General features: G+C 56.9%; 16 protein-coding genes. 13 read left to right on the top strand and 3 right to left on the bottom strand.

What is annotated here, in order from left to right; all coding sequences use genetic code 11:
• Positions 1 to 54: 54 nt before the first annotated feature.
• The 4 genes from AC236I_RS23615 to ubiA all read left to right on the top strand — a co-directional run bounded on the left by AC236I_RS23615 (position 55) and on the right by ubiA (position 3,992).
• Complete coding sequence (locus AC236I_RS23615) at positions 55 to 1,365, top strand: maltoporin (RefSeq protein WP_004856433.1); 1,311 nt, start codon at positions 55 to 57, stop codon at positions 1,363 to 1,365.
• 107 nt (positions 1,366 to 1,472) lie between these two features.
• Positions 1,473 to 2,423 (top strand): maltose operon protein MalM, encoded by a 951-nt coding sequence (gene malM, locus AC236I_RS23610; protein ID WP_015585368.1) that lies wholly within the window; start codon positions 1,473 to 1,475, stop codon positions 2,421 to 2,423.
• Positions 2,424 to 2,612: 189 nt separating this feature from the next.
• Complete coding sequence (gene ubiC / locus AC236I_RS23605) at positions 2,613 to 3,110, top strand: chorismate lyase (protein WP_004856438.1); 498 nt, start codon at positions 2,613 to 2,615, stop codon at positions 3,108 to 3,110.
• Positions 3,111 to 3,122: 12 nt separating this feature from the next.
• Complete coding sequence (gene ubiA, locus AC236I_RS23600; RefSeq protein WP_004856440.1) at positions 3,123 to 3,992, top strand: 4-hydroxybenzoate octaprenyltransferase; 870 nt, start codon at positions 3,123 to 3,125, stop codon at positions 3,990 to 3,992.
• 67 nt (positions 3,993 to 4,059) lie between these two features.
• Here the strand turns inward: ubiA and plsB are convergent, their stop codons facing one another.
• On the bottom strand, positions 4,060 to 6,483 hold the full coding sequence (gene plsB, locus AC236I_RS23595; RefSeq protein WP_004856443.1) for a glycerol-3-phosphate 1-O-acyltransferase PlsB: 2,424 nt from the start codon (positions 6,481 to 6,483) through the stop codon (positions 4,060 to 4,062).
• Between the two features lie 129 nt (positions 6,484 to 6,612).
• Here plsB and AC236I_RS23590 point away from each other — a divergent pair, with 129 nt between their 5' ends.
• The 4 genes from AC236I_RS23590 to AC236I_RS23575 all read left to right on the top strand — a co-directional run bounded on the left by AC236I_RS23590 (position 6,613) and on the right by AC236I_RS23575 (position 9,531).
• Positions 6,613 to 6,981, top strand: a complete 369-nt coding sequence (locus tag AC236I_RS23590; RefSeq protein WP_004856446.1) for a diacylglycerol kinase — start codon at positions 6,613 to 6,615, stop codon at positions 6,979 to 6,981.
• A 220-nt stretch (positions 6,982 to 7,201) separates the two neighbouring features.
• The gene (gene lexA / locus AC236I_RS23585) at positions 7,202 to 7,810 is read left to right on the top strand and encodes a transcriptional repressor LexA (protein WP_004856448.1); all 609 of its coding nucleotides are present in this window, start codon (positions 7,202 to 7,204) and stop codon (positions 7,808 to 7,810) included.
• 68 nt (positions 7,811 to 7,878) lie between these two features.
• Positions 7,879 to 9,195 carry an MATE family efflux transporter DinF gene (gene dinF, locus AC236I_RS23580; RefSeq protein WP_004856454.1) on the top strand — a complete coding sequence of 439 codons (1,317 nt, stop codon included), beginning with the start codon at positions 7,879 to 7,881 and terminating at the stop codon, positions 9,193 to 9,195.
• 126 nt (positions 9,196 to 9,321) lie between these two features.
• Positions 9,322 to 9,531: a CsbD family protein gene (locus AC236I_RS23575; protein WP_004856456.1), complete on the top strand. Its 210-nt coding sequence runs from the start codon at positions 9,322 to 9,324 to the stop codon at positions 9,529 to 9,531.
• Positions 9,532 to 9,622: 91 nt separating this feature from the next.
• Here the strand turns inward: AC236I_RS23575 and zur are convergent, their stop codons facing one another.
• Positions 9,623 to 10,138, bottom strand: coding sequence for a zinc uptake transcriptional repressor Zur (gene zur / locus AC236I_RS23570; protein ID WP_004856459.1), 516 nt, complete (start codon positions 10,136 to 10,138; stop codon positions 9,623 to 9,625).
• Positions 10,139 to 10,252: 114 nt separating this feature from the next.
• On the opposite strand from zur, the gene AC236I_RS23565 reads away from it, so the two are divergent.
• The 3 genes from AC236I_RS23565 (at position 10,253) to pspG (ending at position 12,225) form a co-directional block, all read left to right on the top strand.
• Positions 10,253 to 10,741, top strand: a complete 489-nt coding sequence (locus AC236I_RS23565) for a cupin domain-containing protein (RefSeq protein WP_004856461.1) — start codon at positions 10,253 to 10,255, stop codon at positions 10,739 to 10,741.
• Positions 10,742 to 10,843: 102 nt separating this feature from the next.
• Positions 10,844 to 11,842: a tRNA dihydrouridine(20/20a) synthase DusA gene (dusA, locus tag AC236I_RS23560; protein ID WP_004856463.1), complete on the top strand. Its 999-nt coding sequence runs from the start codon at positions 10,844 to 10,846 to the stop codon at positions 11,840 to 11,842.
• 140 nt (positions 11,843 to 11,982) lie between these two features.
• The gene (gene pspG / locus AC236I_RS23555; RefSeq protein WP_004856466.1) at positions 11,983 to 12,225 is read left to right on the top strand and encodes an envelope stress response protein PspG; all 243 of its coding nucleotides are present in this window, start codon (positions 11,983 to 11,985) and stop codon (positions 12,223 to 12,225) included.
• Positions 12,226 to 12,971: 746 nt separating this feature from the next.
• On the opposite strand, the gene AC236I_RS23550 is transcribed toward pspG, so the two are convergent.
• Positions 12,972 to 13,955: a quinone oxidoreductase gene (locus AC236I_RS23550; protein ID WP_004856468.1), complete on the bottom strand. Its 984-nt coding sequence runs from the start codon at positions 13,953 to 13,955 to the stop codon at positions 12,972 to 12,974.
• A gap of 88 nt (positions 13,956 to 14,043) precedes the next feature.
• Here AC236I_RS23550 and dnaB point away from each other — a divergent pair, with 88 nt between their 5' ends.
• Both dnaB and alr read left to right on the top strand, forming a co-directional pair.
• Positions 14,044 to 15,459: a replicative DNA helicase gene (dnaB, locus tag AC236I_RS23545; protein ID WP_004856470.1), complete on the top strand. Its 1,416-nt coding sequence runs from the start codon at positions 14,044 to 14,046 to the stop codon at positions 15,457 to 15,459.
• A gap of 201 nt (positions 15,460 to 15,660) precedes the next feature.
• Positions 15,661 to 16,740 carry an alanine racemase gene (gene alr / locus AC236I_RS23540; protein ID WP_015585366.1) on the top strand — a complete coding sequence of 360 codons (1,080 nt, stop codon included), beginning with the start codon at positions 15,661 to 15,663 and terminating at the stop codon, positions 16,738 to 16,740.
• The last annotated feature ends 160 nt before the right edge of the window (positions 16,741 to 16,900 follow it).

The raw sequence follows: 16,900 nt of genomic DNA, 5'->3' as shown, positions 1-16,900 counted from the left end.
AGGCATAACGACGGGCGAAGTGTTCAAAGAAAAGCAATGATCTCAGGAGATAGAATGATGATTACTCTGCGCAAACTTCCACTGGCGGTCGCCGTCGCGGCAGGCGTTATGTCTGCTCAGGCGCTGGCCGTTGATTTCCACGGTTATGCTCGTTCCGGTATCGGCTGGACCGGTAGCGGCGGTGAACAACAGTGCTTCCAGGCAACCGGTGCTCAAAGTAAATACCGTCTTGGTAACGAATGTGAAACCTATGCGGAATTAAAACTGGGCCAGGAAGTATGGAAAGAAGGTGATAAGAGCTTCTACTTCGATACTAACGTTGCCTACTCCGTATCGCAGCAAAATGACTGGGAATCCACCAGCCCGGCATTCCGTGAAGCCAACGTGCAGGGTAAAAACCTGATCGACTGGCTGCCAGGCTCCACCATCTGGGCCGGTAAGCGCTTCTACCAGCGTCATGACGTCCACATGATCGACTTCTACTACTGGGATATCTCCGGTCCTGGTGCGGGTCTTGAAAACATCGACGTTGGCTTTGGTAAACTCTCTCTGGCAGCGACCCGTTCTTCTGAATCCGGCGGCTCTGCGACCTTCGCCGATCGTGATGCGCTGGGTAACCGCGTATATGACAACATCGTTCCGAACGACGTCTTCGACGTGCGTTTAGCACAGATGGAAATCAACCCGGGCGGTACTCTGGAGCTGGGTGTTGACTACGGTCATACCAACGTTCCGGATAATTACTACCTGCAGCCAGACGCGTCTAAAGATGGCTGGATGTTCACCGCTGAGCACACCCAGAGCATCCTGAAAGGCTACAACAAGTTTGTTCTGCAGTACGCCACCGACGCGATGACCTCTAACGGTAAAGGCGTTCCGCAGGGCGGCAGCATCAACAACGACGGTTCCATGTGGCGCGTGCTTGACCACGGTGCAGTCTCTCTGGCTGACGATTGGGACATGATGTACGTGGCGATGTACCAGGATATCAACCTCGACAACAACAACGGCACCAAATGGTGGACCGTCGGCGTACGTCCTATGTACAAATGGACGCCGATCATGAGCACCCTGCTGGAAGTCGGCTACGACAACGTCAAGTCGCAGAAAACTGGCGACAGCAACAACCAGTACAAAATTACCCTGGCGCAACAGTGGCAGGCGGGCGACAGCATCTGGTCCCGTCCGGCAATTCGTCTGTTCGCAACCTACGCCAAGTGGGATGAGAAATGGGGCTACGCGAACGGTGATTCCGGTGCGGGCTACACCTCCGGCGTGGCGTACAACGACACTTCTGCGAAGACCTTCAGCCGTGGCGATAGCGACGAGTGGACCTTCGGTGCCCAGATGGAAATCTGGTGGTAATCCAACCTGACGTGTGATGACCAAAAGAGGGGCGCAAGCCCCTCTATCTTCGGCTCAGCGGGCTATTGCCTGGCTACCGCTTGGCCATCGGAATTGAGGTGATAACAATGAAAATGAAGAAAAGTCTCGTTGCCCTCTGCCTGTCCGCCGGCCTGCTGGCCAGCGTACCCGCAGTCAGTTTTGCTGATGTGAATTTTGTGCCGCAGAATACCTCTGCCGCACCGACCATCCCTGCTTCCGCGTTACAACAGCTAACCTGGACGCCGGTCGACCAATCGAAAACGCAAACCACGAAGTTAGCGACGGCAGGCCAGTCGCTGAACATCCCCGGCATCGTCGGCCCCGTGGCGGCCTACAGCGTCCCGGCAAATATCGGTGAGCTGACCCTGACTCTGACCAGTGAAGTCAATAAGCAAACCAGCGTTTATGCGCCAAATGTGCTGATTCTTGACCAGAATATGACGCCATCGGCGTTTTTCCCAAGCAGCTACTTCACCTATCTGGAGCCGGGCGTGATGAGCTCGGATCGCCTGGAAGGGGTGATGCGCCTGACGCCGGCTTTAGGTCAGCAAAAAATCTATGTGCTGGTCTTTACTACCCCGCAGGATTTGCAGCAGACCACCAAATTAATCGATCCGGCGAAGGCCTACGCCAAAGGTACCGGTAATGCGGTGCCGGATATTCCGGATCCGATCGCCAAACATACCACCGAAGGTACCCTGGGTCTGAAGGTGAAAACCTCTTCCGGTTCCAGCGTGCTGGTTGGGCCGCTGTTTGGCTCCTCCGGTCCAGGGCCAGTGACCGTCGGCAATACGGCGGCACCGGTCTACAACGCGCCAGCCGCCGCGCCGGTTGTTGCTCCAGTTGCGGCGCCAGCGCCGGCTGCGAAGAGCGAACCGATGCTTGACGATACGGAAACCTACTTTAACAACGGCATCAAACAGGCGGTTGCGAAAGGTGATATCGATAAAGCCCTCAAATTGATGAACGAAGCCGAACGCCTCGGTTCGAAATCTGCTCGTTCCACCTTTATCAGCAGTGTAAAAGGCAAGGGGTGATCGTCTCCCCACAATGCTGATGTTTAGGCACAGCCTTTAGGTGCGTCCGCCTGGACGCACCTTTTTTTATCGCGTGGCGGCTGCTGTTGCATGGCTGTTACGCCGATGATCGTATCTTGACGCTTTGCCCGCCCTGACTGGCTTATTCTGCGATACAATGCTGCTACGTTATGTAACGGAGAACCAGGCATGTCACATCCTGCGCTTACGCAACTGCGTGCGCTGCGCTATTTTGCCGCGATACCCCCGCTGGAACCGCACCTGCGCGATTGGCTGTTGCTGGAAGACTCAATGACTCAACGCTTTGAGCAACAAGGGAAAAAGGTCAGTGTTAATCGAGTCAACGAAGGTTTCGTCGGCCGGGAAGCGCTGGTGGGTGAAGAGGCGTTGCTGCCGGATGAAGCGCGTTACTGGCTGCGGGAAATCATCCTTTGCGCCAATGGTGAACCCTGGCTCGCTGGCCGAACGGTGGTGCCTGAGTCGACGCTGTGCGGCCCGGAGCTGGCTCTGCAGCAGCTGGGGCAGACGCCGCTGGGGCGTTATTTGTTCACGTCATCCACATTAACCCGCGATTTTATTGAAATTGGGCGCACGGCAGAGCTGTGGGGGCGTCGTTCTCGCCTTCGGCTGAGCGGCAAACCGCTGCTGCTGACAGAACTTTTTCTGCCTGCGTCGCCGCTGTATTAAGAGGAAAAGAAAATGGAGAGGAGTCTGGCGCAGAATAAGCTGTTGGCGTTTCATCGCCTGATGCGTACTGACAAACCCATTGGCGCGCTGCTGCTGCTGTGGCCGACGCTGTGGGCACTGTGGGTGGCGACGCCGGGGATTCCACCGCTGTGGATTCTGGCCGTTTTTGTCGCCGGTGTCTGGCTGATGCGCGCCGCCGGCTGCGTGGTGAATGATTACGCCGACCGAAAGTTTGACGGCCATGTCAAACGCACCGCCCGCCGTCCGTTACCCAGCGGCGATGTCTCGGAGAAAGAGGCCCGGATTCTGTTTGCCGTGCTGGTTTTGCTTTCGTTCCTGCTGGTGCTGACCTTAAACACCATGACTATCCTGCTTTCGGTTGCCGGGCTGGCGCTGGCGTGGGTGTATCCGTTTATGAAGCGCTACACTCATCTGCCGCAGGTGGTGCTGGGCGCAGCGTTCGGCTGGTCGATTCCGATGGCCTTCTCGGCGGTGAGCGAAGCGTTGCCGCTGAGCTGCTGGCTGATGTTCCTCGCCAATATTCTGTGGGCGGTGGCTTACGATACCCAGTACGCGATGGTCGACAGGGACGATGACGTCAAAATTGGGATTAAATCAACGGCGATCTTGTTCGGCGAACATGACCGTACCATTATCGGTATGTTGCAGATTGGGGTGCTGATACTATTGGCTGCCATCGGCTGGCTGAACGGGCTGCACTGGGAATATTACTGGTCGCTGTTTATCGCCGCAGGGCTTTTTTTCTGGCAGCAGAAGCTGATTTTCCGGCGCGAACGGGACGACTGCTTTAAAGCGTTTTTAAATAATAACTACGTCGGACTGGTGGTGTTTCTCGGTCTGGCAATGAGCTATCTGCAGTAGTCTCTTCCTTCCCCCGGCGTGCGGCGCGAACGCCATGGCCGGGGGAGAGGAAGGCCCGCCTCAGCCGTTACGCTTCATCCTGCGTGACGCTTTCAATCGTCAAGCGCACATCCGACGTAATCAGATCGGCCAGCATCTGGTAGACCTTCAGCGTCTCTGCCGGCTCAGCATCGCCGGTATCGCTGATATAGCCCTCATCGCGCAGCGTCAGCACTAACGTACTGAATACCGCTTTATCGAAGAACTCCGGCGCGTTGATACCGTGCAGCACCGACAGACGCTGCGCCACCGTGCGGCTCTCTTTCTCCAGCGAACTGCGGTTGATAGACGGGTTCGCGCTCAGCAGCCAGAAGGTAATGGCGTAGCGCTGGAGCGTTTCACGCGCGCCTGCGGCCAGCAGTTGCAAGGAACGGGAGTGGGACGGATTGATGCTGATGGCATCATCGCTCAGGACAATCAGTCCCTGACGCTGCATTTCCGCCGCCAGGGCATCGATGACGCCAGCCAGCTCTGCTTTTTCCCAGCGCAGGAACAGCTCGGCCTTCAGCAGCGGATAGAACATCTCAACGTGACGCAGCACTTCCGCGCGGGTGATACGACGATGCTGGGTAATGATCGCCGCCAGCAGCGACGGCAGCATCAACATATGGGCGATGTTGTTGCGATAGTAGGTCATCAGCACCGCCTGCTCGCGCGGCAGAATGATGATATCGCCGATGGTATCTTTCTCGACCTCGAACTTATTCATCTTCAGCGCGTGGTCAATCAGCTCGCTGGCCGAGGCCGCCGGCGTGGTCGCATCCGGGGAGTACGGTACGTTGCGCAGCAGATCGAGGTAGCACTCCAGCTGTTGCGTCAGCTGTTCGCGGGTCAACGAGCGTTGACGAGAGGCCAGCAGCGCGGTGCAGCACAGGTTCATGGCGTTGGCCGCGCCGGCGTTGTTGATGCGCACCATCAGATCGGAAGCAATGTTGTTGACCGTCGGTGTCAGCCACGATGGGCGCACCGCTTCGATCGGATCGATTGACTCACGCCATTCCGGAACATGCTGGTTCAGGTAAGTCATCAGCGGCAGTGGTTCGCCAAAGTTAACATAGCCCTGACCGAGGTTACGCAGCTTGCTCAGGCCGCGCAGCATCTGCGGCAGACTCTCTTTTTCTTTCGTCGCACCGCGCAGCTCTTTGGCGTAGGTGCCCACTTCCATCACGTGCTCGTAACCGATGTAGATAGGCACCAGCGTGATCGGTCGGGTCCCGCCGCGCAGCATGGCCTGGATGGTCATCGACAGGGTGCCGGTTTTCGGATCCAGCAGACGGCCGGTACGCGAGCGGCCCCCTTCAACGAAGTACTCCACGGAGTAACCCCGGCTGAACAACTCGCCGAGATATTCGCGGAACACCGTGGAATAGAGCTTATTGCCCTTAAAGGTACGGCGAATAAAGAATGCGCCACCGCGGCGGAAAATGGGGCCTGCTGGCCAGAAGTTCAGGTTGATACCGGCGGCAATATGCGGCGGCACCAGCCCCTGGTGATACAGCACGTAGGAGAGCAGCAGATAGTCCATATGGCTACGATGGCACGGTACGTACACAATTTCGTGCCCTTCATGGGCCAGCTGACGTACGCGCTCGGCGTTGTGGACGTTGATCCCCTGATAGAGACGGTTCCAGGTAAAACCGAGAACGCGGTCGGTCAGGCGAATCATCTCATAAGAGAAATTCGCGGCGATCTCTTCCATCAGCGCGATGGCGTTTTGCTGCGCCTTCTCATGGGAAATTTTCTTGCTGCGCGCTTCATCTTCCACCGCGCGGGCGATGGCTTTGGAGGCCAGCAGCTTATTGAACAGATCCTGACGTGCCGGCAGACGTGGGCCGACGGCGGCCAGACGTTGGCGGGCGAAGTGCATACGCGCGACGCGGGCCAGCTTCTGGGCGATAATTTTATCGGTGCCGTGTTCGGTGGCCATTCTGCGCAGAGAAACCGGCGGCGAGAAACGGACAAAGCTGTCGCGGCCCAGCCACAGAACGGCGAAGAACTTCTGAATGCCATTCAGCATGCGCAGCGGCGGGTTTACTTCGCCTTTTTCGCGCCCTGGCGCACGACCAAACATCACCGAGACTGGCACCATTTGCACGTCCAGGTCAGGATGGTTGCGGTGCAGATCCAGGTAGTCGTGGAACAGCTTAATCGACTCTTCTTTCGGCGCGTAGTAGGTAAAGACGCGCGGGCCACCGTGGATAAATACGTAGCGCGGCAGCAGCGCGCCATCGATTTCCAGCGGTTCAAGCGGATCGGGTAAATCGTGCTCCAGGCACTGGGCGCGCAGGGTCAGCAGGTCCGCCTTGGAATTATAAGGCAGGACGTACATGATCGGACGCGAGGTATCCAGCCCTAATTCCTGAGCAGGTTCTGCGGGAATAGACTTGCTTTTTACCAGCACCCGTAATGGTAAATTCAGTAATTTATAGTAAATTCGTTGCCAGCCGGACATAAACGATGTGAAGCCTCTGGTTAATCATGCAAATGCGCGGCAAGAATAACAGAAAGCGCGCAAAATTTCCGTTGCCACGCGGCAAACGCGTACACTCATTGACGTCATTTACATAAAAAGGTTCTTTTGATGGCCAATAATACCACTGGGTTAACCCGAATCATTAAAGCGGCAGGTTATTCCTGGAAAGGGTTCCGTGCGGCATGGATAAATGAGGCCGCATTTCGTCAAGAAGGCATCGCCGCCATTGTTGCTGTCGCGATCGCCTGCTGGCTGGACGTTGACGCCATCACGCGTGTGCTGCTGATAGGCTCGGTCCTGATAGTGATGATAGTCGAAATTCTTAATAGCGCGATTGAGGCGGTGGTGGACCGTATTGGCCCGGAACATCATGAGCTGTCCGGTCGGGCGAAAGATATGGGTTCTGCGGCGGTGCTGCTGGCCATTGTGATCGCGCTGATCACCTGGGGCCTCTTGCTGTGGGCCCGCTATCACTGAGCGACCACTTTGTGAGATGCCCCCGCCTGGCGATGTCCTCCCGGCGATCGGCCGACCCCCGATGGGTTTTGCCCGGCTGGCGACAACCACCCCTGGCGCAATGGGCTATCGGGGACGCAAAATGGAAAGAATCTCCTGATTTTTGTGTGAAATTTGATTCCAAAATCACCGTTAGCTGTATATACTCACAGCATAACTGTATATACACCCAGGGGGCGGGATGAAAGCGTTAACGACCAGGCAGCAAGAGGTGTTTGATCTCATTCGGGATCACATCAGCCAGACGGGCATGCCGCCGACGCGTGCGGAAATTGCTCAGCGCTTGGGGTTCCGTTCCCCAAACGCGGCGGAAGAACACCTGAAAGCGCTGGCGCGTAAGGGCGCGATCGAGATTATCTCCGGCGCCTCCCGGGGGATTCGCCTGCTTACGGAAGAAGAACCGGGTTTACCGTTGATTGGCCGCGTGGCGGCCGGTGAGCCGCTGCTGGCTCAGCAGCATATCGAAGGCCACTTCCAGGTCGATCCGGCGATGTTCAAGCCGAACGCCGACTTTTTGCTGCGGGTAAGCGGCATGTCAATGAAAGATATCGGTATTCTCGATGGCGATCTGCTGGCGGTCCATAAAACGCAGGATGTACGCAACGGCCAGGTTGTCGTGGCGCGTATTGACGAAGAGGTCACCGTTAAGCGTCTTAAAAAACAGGGCAATATCGTCGAACTTCTGCCAGAAAACAGCGAGTTTTCCCCTATCGTGGTGAATCTACGCGAACAAAATTTCACTATCGAAGGGCTGGCCGTTGGCGTGATTCGCAACGGCGAGTGGCTGTAACACCTTCCCCACGCAGCATCGTCTGATGCATGATGCTGCGCTGTCTCCTCCCGGTCAGGCTCTTTCTCATGTTCTTTAACGCCGCTGATAAGGCCCTGTGGCGCCTGGCGCTACCCATGATTTTCTCCAATATCACCGTTCCGCTGCTGGGACTGGTGGATACCGCCGTGATTGGCCATCTCGACAGCCCGGTTTACCTCGGCGGTGTCGCGGTCGGCGCGACGGCCACCAGTTTTCTCTTCATGCTGCTGCTTTTCCTGCGGATGAGTACCACCGGACTGACGGCGCAGGCCTTTGGCGCCAAAGATCCTCTCCGCCTGGCGCGGGCACTGGTGCAGCCGCTGGGGCTGGCAACAGGCGCCGGCCTGCTGATTGTGATTTTCCGAACCCCGCTTATCGATCTGGCGTTGCATATTGTTGGCGGCAATGACGCGGTGCTGGAGCAGGCGCGGCGCTTTCTCGACATCCGCTGGCTGAGTGCGCCGGCATCGCTGGCAAACCTGGTGCTGCTCGGTTGGCTGTTGGGCGTACAGTACGCCCGGGCGCCGGTGATTTTGCTGATCGTTGGCAACCTGCTGAATATTGTGCTCGATCTGTGGCTGGTGATGGGCCTGCACCTGAACGTGCAGGGGGCCGCGCTGGCGACGGTCACCGCCGAATATGTCACCTTTATCATCGGGCTGCTGATGGCAAGGCGCGTGCTGGCGCTACGCGGCGTGTCATTTGCCCTGCTCAAGCGCGCGTGGCGCGGAGATGTGCGCCGCTTGCTGGCGCTCAATCGCGATATCATGCTGCGCTCTCTGCTGCTTCAGTTGTGCTTTGGTGCGGTGACCGTTTTCGGCGCTCGTCTTGGCGGTGAGATCGTTGCCGTCAACGCGCTCCTGATGACCATGTTGACCTTCACCGCCTATGCCCTGGATGGTTTTGCTTATGCCGTGGAAGCGCACTCCGGACAGGCGTACGGCGCGCGTGACGGTAGCCAGTTGCTTGATGTCTGGCGGGCGGCCTGCCGCCAGTCGGGAATGGTGGCGCTGGCCTTTGCGGCAACCTATGCCGTAGCCGGGCAGCAGATTATCGCCCTGTTGACTTCGCTACCCTCGCTTCAGCTGCTTGCCGATCGCTATCTGATCTGGCAGATCGTTTTGCCGGTGATTGGCGTGTGGTGTTATTTGCTGGATGGCATGTTCATCGGCGCGACGCGCGGGGCTGAGATGCGCAACAGCATGGCGGTGGCGGCGGCGGGGTTTGCCCTGACGCTGCTGACGCTGCCGGTCCTTGGCAACCACGCGCTATGGCTGGCGCTGGCGGTCTTCCTCGCGCTGCGCGGTCTGTCGCTGGCGGTCATCTGGCGGCGACACTGGCGGCGTGGCACCTGGTTTTCGTAGCGATTTTTGATATGTAATTGGTTAAAGATTCCGAATAATAAATTCAACTCAGAATTCTTATCTATAGTTAATACTATGTCCGGCACACAGCGGGCTGTTAACTCACCGAACGATGAGGATTGAATTATGAACAAAGACGAAATCGGCGGTAACTGGAAACAGTTGAAAGGTAAAGCGAAAGAAAAATGGGGCAAGCTGACCGATGACGATATGACCGTCATTGAAGGTAAGCGTGACCAGCTGGTCGGGAAAATCCAGGAGCGTTATGGATACGCTAAAGATCAGGCGGAGAAAGAAGTGTCTGACTGGGAACGAAAAAACGATCACCGCTGGTAGCGGTGAGTGTTAACGAATTAACCCTTTGTTATTGCCTGCCCGATGGTACATGGAGGTACCGGCAACCTGGATTCCCGCTGCGGCGATAGCCTCAGCGGGCTTTCTTTTTAATCTGAATGGTATGGTCGTGATGGCAGTGTCCCGGGGTGCTACAGGCTTCGACCTCGACACAACCCGCGCACAGGCCGTGTGCTTCAATCACATTGTGGCGTAGCGCAAAACCCATTCTGGCCGCCAGCGTATGCATAATGTCTTCAACGCCTTCGGCACACTCTTCTTTGACCACGCCGCAGCGGTCGCAGATAAACATGGCTGAGCTATGGGTCGGCTGATCGAAAAGATGGCACAGCACGTAGCTGTTGGTCGATTCCACCTTGTGCACGAATCCCTGTTCCAGCAGAAACTCCAGCGCCCGGTAGACCGTCGGCGGTTTCGCCTGCGGCTCTTTCTCGCGCAGCAGGTCGAGCAGGTCATACGCGCTAATCGCCCCTTGCTGGAGGCTCATCAAACGCAACACTTCCAGGCGCTGCGGAGTCAGGCGCACGCCGCGCTGTGCGCAGAGCTTTTCAGCATGCGCTAACATTTCTTGCGAAGTGGTCTTATTCATGAGCATCCTCTGGTTGCGTGAGTCTGAAGTTGTTACTTTATCACGATCCAGGCAAAACGCCGAGAACCGGCGGCTTGTGCTATACCTGATGCATCTCATTTTCGGGAGAAAACGATGAAAAGACCTGATTGCATTCGACATTGGCGCGAACTGGAAGGCCCAGATGATGCCACTTATCCCAATAACCCGGAGCGTTTTTCCATCGGCGCGCCGCTGGCGCGAGGATTAAGGCTCAACCGGCTGGGTATTCATCATGAACGTTTGCCTCCGGGCCGTCGAACCTCTTATCCCCATGCTGAAAGTGATGAGGAGGAGTTTATCTATGTGCTGGATGGCTACCCCGAAGTCTGGATTAACGGCTATCTGTGGAAGCTTGAGCCGGGCGACAGCGTCGGTTTTCCGGCCGGAACCGGAGTGTGTCACACCTTTTTGAATAATACCGACCAGGAAGTTCGCTTGTTAGTGGTGGGGGAGTCGAACAAGAAATTTAACCGCATCTACTATCCGCTGAACCCGGAATATGCCGCTACGCGTCAGGATCGCTGGGTCGATCATCCGCCGCAATTTTTCGGCCCGCACGATGGTAAACCGCGCAGGCGCTAGCCCGTCCAGCAGATGCACAGCACCCGTCGCGGTGCTATGCCTCTGTGATTTATCTTTGTGCTATAGTAGCGCCCCTTTTTACCCGGATGCCTGTTTATCGCCATGATGCCAGAATCAACATCTCACGCTTTTGCCGCCCATCGTTTTTCCATCGCGCCGATGCTCGACTGGACAGACAGGCACTGTCGCTATTTCCTGCGCCTGCTGTCGCGCCATACGCTGCTGTATACCGAAATGGTGACGACCGGGGCGATTATTCATGGCAAAGGCGACTATCTGGCCTATAGCGAAGAAGAGCATCCGCTGGCCCTGCAGCTGGGCGGCAGCGATCCTGCTGCACTCGCGCAGTGTGCGAAACTGGCGGAAGCGCGCGGCTACGATGAGATCAACCTCAACGTCGGCTGTCCGTCCGACCGCGTGCAAAACGGGATGTTCGGCGCCTGCCTGATGGGCAATGCGCAGCTGGTAGCGGACTGTATCAAAGCGATGCGCGACGTGGTGTCCATCCCGGTCACGGTAAAAACCCGTATCGGCATCGATGACCAGGATAGCTATGAATTCCTGTGTGATTTCATCAATACCGTCTCCGGAAACGGTGAGTGCGAGATGTTTATCATCCACGCCCGCAAAGCCTGGCTCTCCGGCCTGAGTCCAAAAGAGAATCGTGAAATTCCACCGCTGGATTATCCGCGCGTTTATCAGCTGAAACGCGACTTCCCGCACCTGACGATGGCGATCAACGGCGGGATTAAGTCGCTGGAAGAGGCGAAATTGCATCTGCAGCATATGGACGGCGTGATGGTGGGGCGCGAGGCCTATCAGAATCCGGGGATCCTGACCGCGGTCGACCGGGAGATCTTTGCGGTGGATGGTGCCGACAGCGACCCGGTCGCCGTGGTGCGCGCGATGTACCCGTATATCGAGCGTGAGCTGTCCAACGGCACCTATCTGGGCCATATCACGCGTCATATGCTGGGCCTGTTCCAGGGTATCCCAGGCGCACGGCAGTGGCGTCGCTACCTGAGTGAAAATGCGCACAAGGCGGGGGCGGATATTAACGTGCTGGAACATGCGCTGAAGCTGGTTGCCGATAAGCGTTAATCTTGCGCTAAAATTTAGTCAAATACGCCACGCCCTGATTTAATCGTCAGGGCGTTTTCCTTTAAATTCAATACGTTAATTTTGGCACGTTTCTTGTAATATCCGGAGAGTCATTCGGTTATTTCTTTGGGGAGAAGACGATGCTGGAACTCTTATTTGTCATTGGATTTTTTGTCATGTTGCTGGTCACCGGCGTGTCGATTCTGGGGATTCTTGCCGCGATTGTCGTTGCGACAGTGCTGATGTTTGTCGGCGGGCTGTTTGCGATGATGATTAAGCTGCTGCCGTGGCTGCTGTTAGCCATTGCGGTCGTGTGGGTGATTCGGTCGATAAATACGCCAAAAACGACAGGCTACCGTAGTAACAACCGCTGGCGTTATTAAGGGAGTGAGCGGTCTGTCACAACCTGAAGAATTTTGCATAGAACAGCGTAGGTTTTGCTTATTAAATCTGTCACTATTAGCGCGTTAACGAATTCATCGCGCTGTACCCTACATACAGCCGAACTAAAAAAAGTCAGGGCTTCCTTATGGAAGCCCTAAACTTTTCTGCTCTCCCGTCCCTCCCGTCATACTTCAGACTACAGGGGCGTTGGCTACGTTAGCTCACCCCGGTCACTTACTGGAGTAAGCTCCCGAGGATTCGCTCTCTTGCCGCCTTCCTGTAGCCCGAATTATTTAGGGAGGGCTTCCCGTGATACTTCGAACTACAGAAGCGTTGGCTACGTTAGCTCACCCCGGTCACTTACTGGAGTAAGCTCCCGAGGATTCGCTCTCTTGCCGCCTTCCTGTCGCCCGAATTATTTAGGGAGGGCTTCCCGTCATACTTCGAACTACAGGGGCGTTGGCTACGTTAGCTCACCCCGGTCACTTACTGGAGTAAGCTCCCGAGGATTCGCTCTCTTGCCGCCTTCCTGTCGCCCGAATTATTTAGGGAGGGCTTCCCGTGATACTTCGAACTACAGAAGCGTTGGCTACGTTAGCTCACCCCGGTCACTTACTGGAGTAAGCTCCCAAGGATTCGCTCTCTTGCCGCCTTCCTGTAGCCCGAATTATTTAGGCAGAGCCTCCATAAATACGCGATTAAGAGACCGAAACGTTGGCAGCGTTAACCTTGCTCGATTTACTCGTTACGGCAGCAGCAGGCTTGAGCCTTCGGTGGCGCGGCTCTCCAGCACTTCATGCGCGCGCCGGGCATCGGTCAGGGCATATTTCTGGCTGTCCGCCACGTCAACGTTAATCGCGCCGCTGGCAATCAACGAAAACAGTTCGCTGCTGGCTTCCGCCAGCTCTTGACGGTTGGTGATATAGCCCTGCAGTGAAGGGCGGGTGACGTACAGCGATCCTTTCTGGTTGAGGATCCCCAGGTTGACGCCGGTTACCGGGCCGGAAGAGTTCCCGAAGCTGACCATCAGCCCCCGGCGCTGCAGGCAATCCAGCGATGCTTCCCAGGTATCTTTGCCCACGGAATCATAGACCACATGGACTTTTTTCCCTTCGGTTATCTCTTTCAGGCGTTCAACGATATTCTCTTCGCGATAGTTGATGACCTGCCAGGCGCCGGCCTGTTTTGCCCGCTGCGCTTTTTGCGCGCTGCCGACGGTACCGATCAGTTTAGCGCCCAGCGCCTTCGCCCACTGGCAGGCAATCAGCCCGACGCCACCGGCCGCCGCATGAAACAGGAACGGTTCACCGGGCTTGATTTCGTAGGTTTTCCGCAGCAGGTAATAGACCGTCAGCCCTTTCAGGAACGATGCGGCAGCCTGTTCAAAGGAGATACCGTCCGGCAAAAGAGCGGCCTTATCGGCAATCACGTTATGGACTGAGCTGTAGGCGCCCAGCGCTGACTGAGCGTAGACGACGCGGTCGCCAGCTTTAATGTGCTGCACGCTGCGTCCGACTTTCGTCACCACGCCCGCGGCTTCGGTACCCAGGCCGCTTGGCAGAGAGGGCGGCGGGTAGAGGCCGCTGCGGATGTAGGTGTCGATATAGTTAATGCCGATGGCCTTGTTCTCTACCTGGATCTCGTTTTCTTGCGGTTCCGCAGGGGTAAATTCTACGGCCTTGAGTACATCCGGCCCACCGTGTTGATGAAATTCTATTCGTGTTGCCATGATTATCTCCAGTTTCATTTGGGTGGGTCAAAACAGAGACCTGTGCTAATATTTCGACCCCATCTCTATCCCGGTATCTGTATTCAATATGGCAGGAAATAAACCCTTCAACAAACCGCAGACTGAACCCCGTGAGCGCGATCCGCAGGTCGCCGGGCTAAAAGTCCCGCCGCACTCGATTGAAGCGGAACAGTCGGTGTTGGGCGGTTTAATGCTGGACAACGAACGCTGGGACGACGTCGCCGAGCGCGTTGTGGCGGAAGATTTTTATACGCGTCCGCACCGCCATATCTTTGTGGAAATGGCGCGTCTGCAGGAGACGGGTAGCCCGATCGACCTGATTACGCTGGCGGAATCACTGGAGCGACAGGGGCAGCTGGACAGCGTTGGCGGATTCGCGTATCTGGCTGAGCTGTCAAAAAACACGCCAAGTGCGGCGAACATCAGCGCCTATGCGGACATCGTACGTGAACGCGCCGTTGTCCGTGAGATGATTTCGGTGGCGAATGAAATCGCCGAGGCGGGCTTCGACCCGCAGGGGCGTACCAGCGAAGACCTGCTCGACCTGGCCGAATCCCGGGTGTTCAAGATTGCGGAAAGCCGTGCCAACAAAGATGAAGGCCCGAAAAATATCGCCGACGTCCTCGATGCGACCGTTGCGCGTATCGAGCAGCTGTTCCAGCAGCCGCATGACGGCGTCACCGGGGTCAATACCGGCTATGACGATCTGAACAAAAAGACCGCCGGCCTGCAGCCGTCGGATCTGATTATTGTCGCCGCGCGTCCATCGATGGGTAAGACAACATTTGCGATGAACCTCGTCGAGAATGCGGCGATGTTGCAGGATAAGCCGGTACTTATCTTCAGCCTTGAGATGCCATCAGAACAGATTATGATGCGTTCCCTTGCATCGCTGTCACGGGTCGATCAGACCCGTATCCGTACCGGCCAGCTGGACGATGAAGACTGGGCGCGCATTTCCGGCACCATGGGTATCCTGCTGGAAAAACGCAATATCTACATCGATGACTCCTCCGGCCTGACGCCGACGGAAGTTCGTTCCCGCGCACGACGTATTGCCCGTGAACACGGCGGCATCGGTCTTATCATGATCGACTACCTGCAGCTGATGCGCGTACCGTCGCTCTCCGATAACCGTACGTTGGAAATTGCGGAAATTTCCCGTTCGTTAAAAGCGCTGGCGAAAGAGCTTCAGGTGCCGGTGGTTGCGCTGTCGCAGCTTAACCGCTCGCTGGAACAACGTGCCGATAAGCGCCCGGTGAACTCCGACTTGCGTGAATCAGGCTCCATTGAGCAGGACGCCGACTTAATCATGTTTATCTATCGTGACGAGGTCTATCACGAGAACAGTGATTTAAAAGGCATCGCGGAAATTATTATTGGTAAACAGCGTAACGGGCCCATCGGGACGGTACGTCTGACCTTTAACGGGCAGTGGTCGCGCTTTGATAATTATGCGGGACCACAGTACGACGACGAATAAATCGCCGTCATCCTTCGCGCCGCCGGTGCGTTGACAGCACCGGCTCGCTCCGGTCAGTTAGTGTACTAAGCTCCCGGAGACTCTCAGGTTTGTTGCGTGACCCGGACTGCGTCCTCGCCCCTTCGGGCCAGCGCAGGCGCTGTTCAGAAACGCCTGCGCGAACACGCATGATTTAGGCGATCTTTTTATCAAGGAATTTAAATGCAAGCGGCAACTGTTGTCATTAACCGCCGCGCTCTGCGACACAACCTGCAACGTCTGCGTGAACTGGCGCCTGCCAGTAAACTGGTTGCAGTGGTGAAAGCGAACGCTTACGGACACGGTCTTCTCGAGACCGCGCGAACGCTCCCTGATGCCGATGCCTTTGGCGTCGCCCGTCTCGAAGAAGCCCTGCGCCTGCGCGCTGGCGGTATCACGAAACCGGTCCTGCTGCTGGAAGGTTTCTTTGATGCGGCCGATCTGCCGGTTATTTCCGCGCAGCAACTGCATACGGCGGTACACAGCCCGGAGCAGCTGGAAGCGCTGGAGCAGGCTGAGCTGCCTGAGCCCGTCACCGTCTGGATGAAACTGGACACCGGGATGCATCGTCTGGGCGTCCTGCCGGAGCAGGCGGATGCCTTCTGGCAGCGTTTAAGCCAGTGTAAAAACGTGCGCCAGCCGGTCAATATCGTCAGTCACTTCGCGCGGGCGGATGAGCCCGAATGCGGCGCCACCGAACGCCAGCTGGATATTTTCAGCACCTTCAGTGAAGGAAAGCCTGGCCTGCGTTCCATCGCGGCATCGGGCGGAATTTTGCTGTGGCCGCAGTCGCATTTTGACTGGGTCCGCCCGGGCATCATCCTGTACGGCGTATCGCCGCTGGATAGCCCTTCCACCGGCGCAGATTTTGGTTGTCAGCCGGTGATGTCGCTGACGTCGAGCCTGATTGCCGTACGCGAACATAAAGCGGGTGAACCGGTAGGCTATGGCGGTACCTGGGTGAGCGAACGAGATACCCGGCTAGGCGTGGTGGCGATGGGCTACGGCGACGGCTACCCGCGCGCGGCGCCCACCGGTACACCGGTGCTGGTTAACGGCCGGGAAGTGCCGATTGTTGGTCGTGTGGCGATGGATATGATTTGCGTCGATCTTGGGCCTGAGGCGCAGGATAGGTCCGGCGACCCGGTGGTGCTCTGGGGGGAAGGTCTGCCCGTCGAGCGTATTGCCGCACTGACGAATGTGAGTGCTTACGAACTTATTACCCGCCTGACTTCCAGAGTCTCGATGAAGTACGTGGATTAAGCGTACGTCGGGTCGATACATCGCGGTTGTGACATCTCCGGCAGGGCTGCGCTGAACGGGGGTGTCGTCAGGAACCGACGCAGGCTTTACGCTGCGAGTCGGGAGATTCCCCTGAGGGCGAACGAGATGCGTGCGATCTTCGCCGACTTTCCGCCAACTA

The organism is Klebsiella sp. Sb-30 (assembly GCF_057652795.1).
Note: the sequence above shows the minus strand (reverse complement) of the source record. Positions and strands in the feature narration are given on the sequence as shown.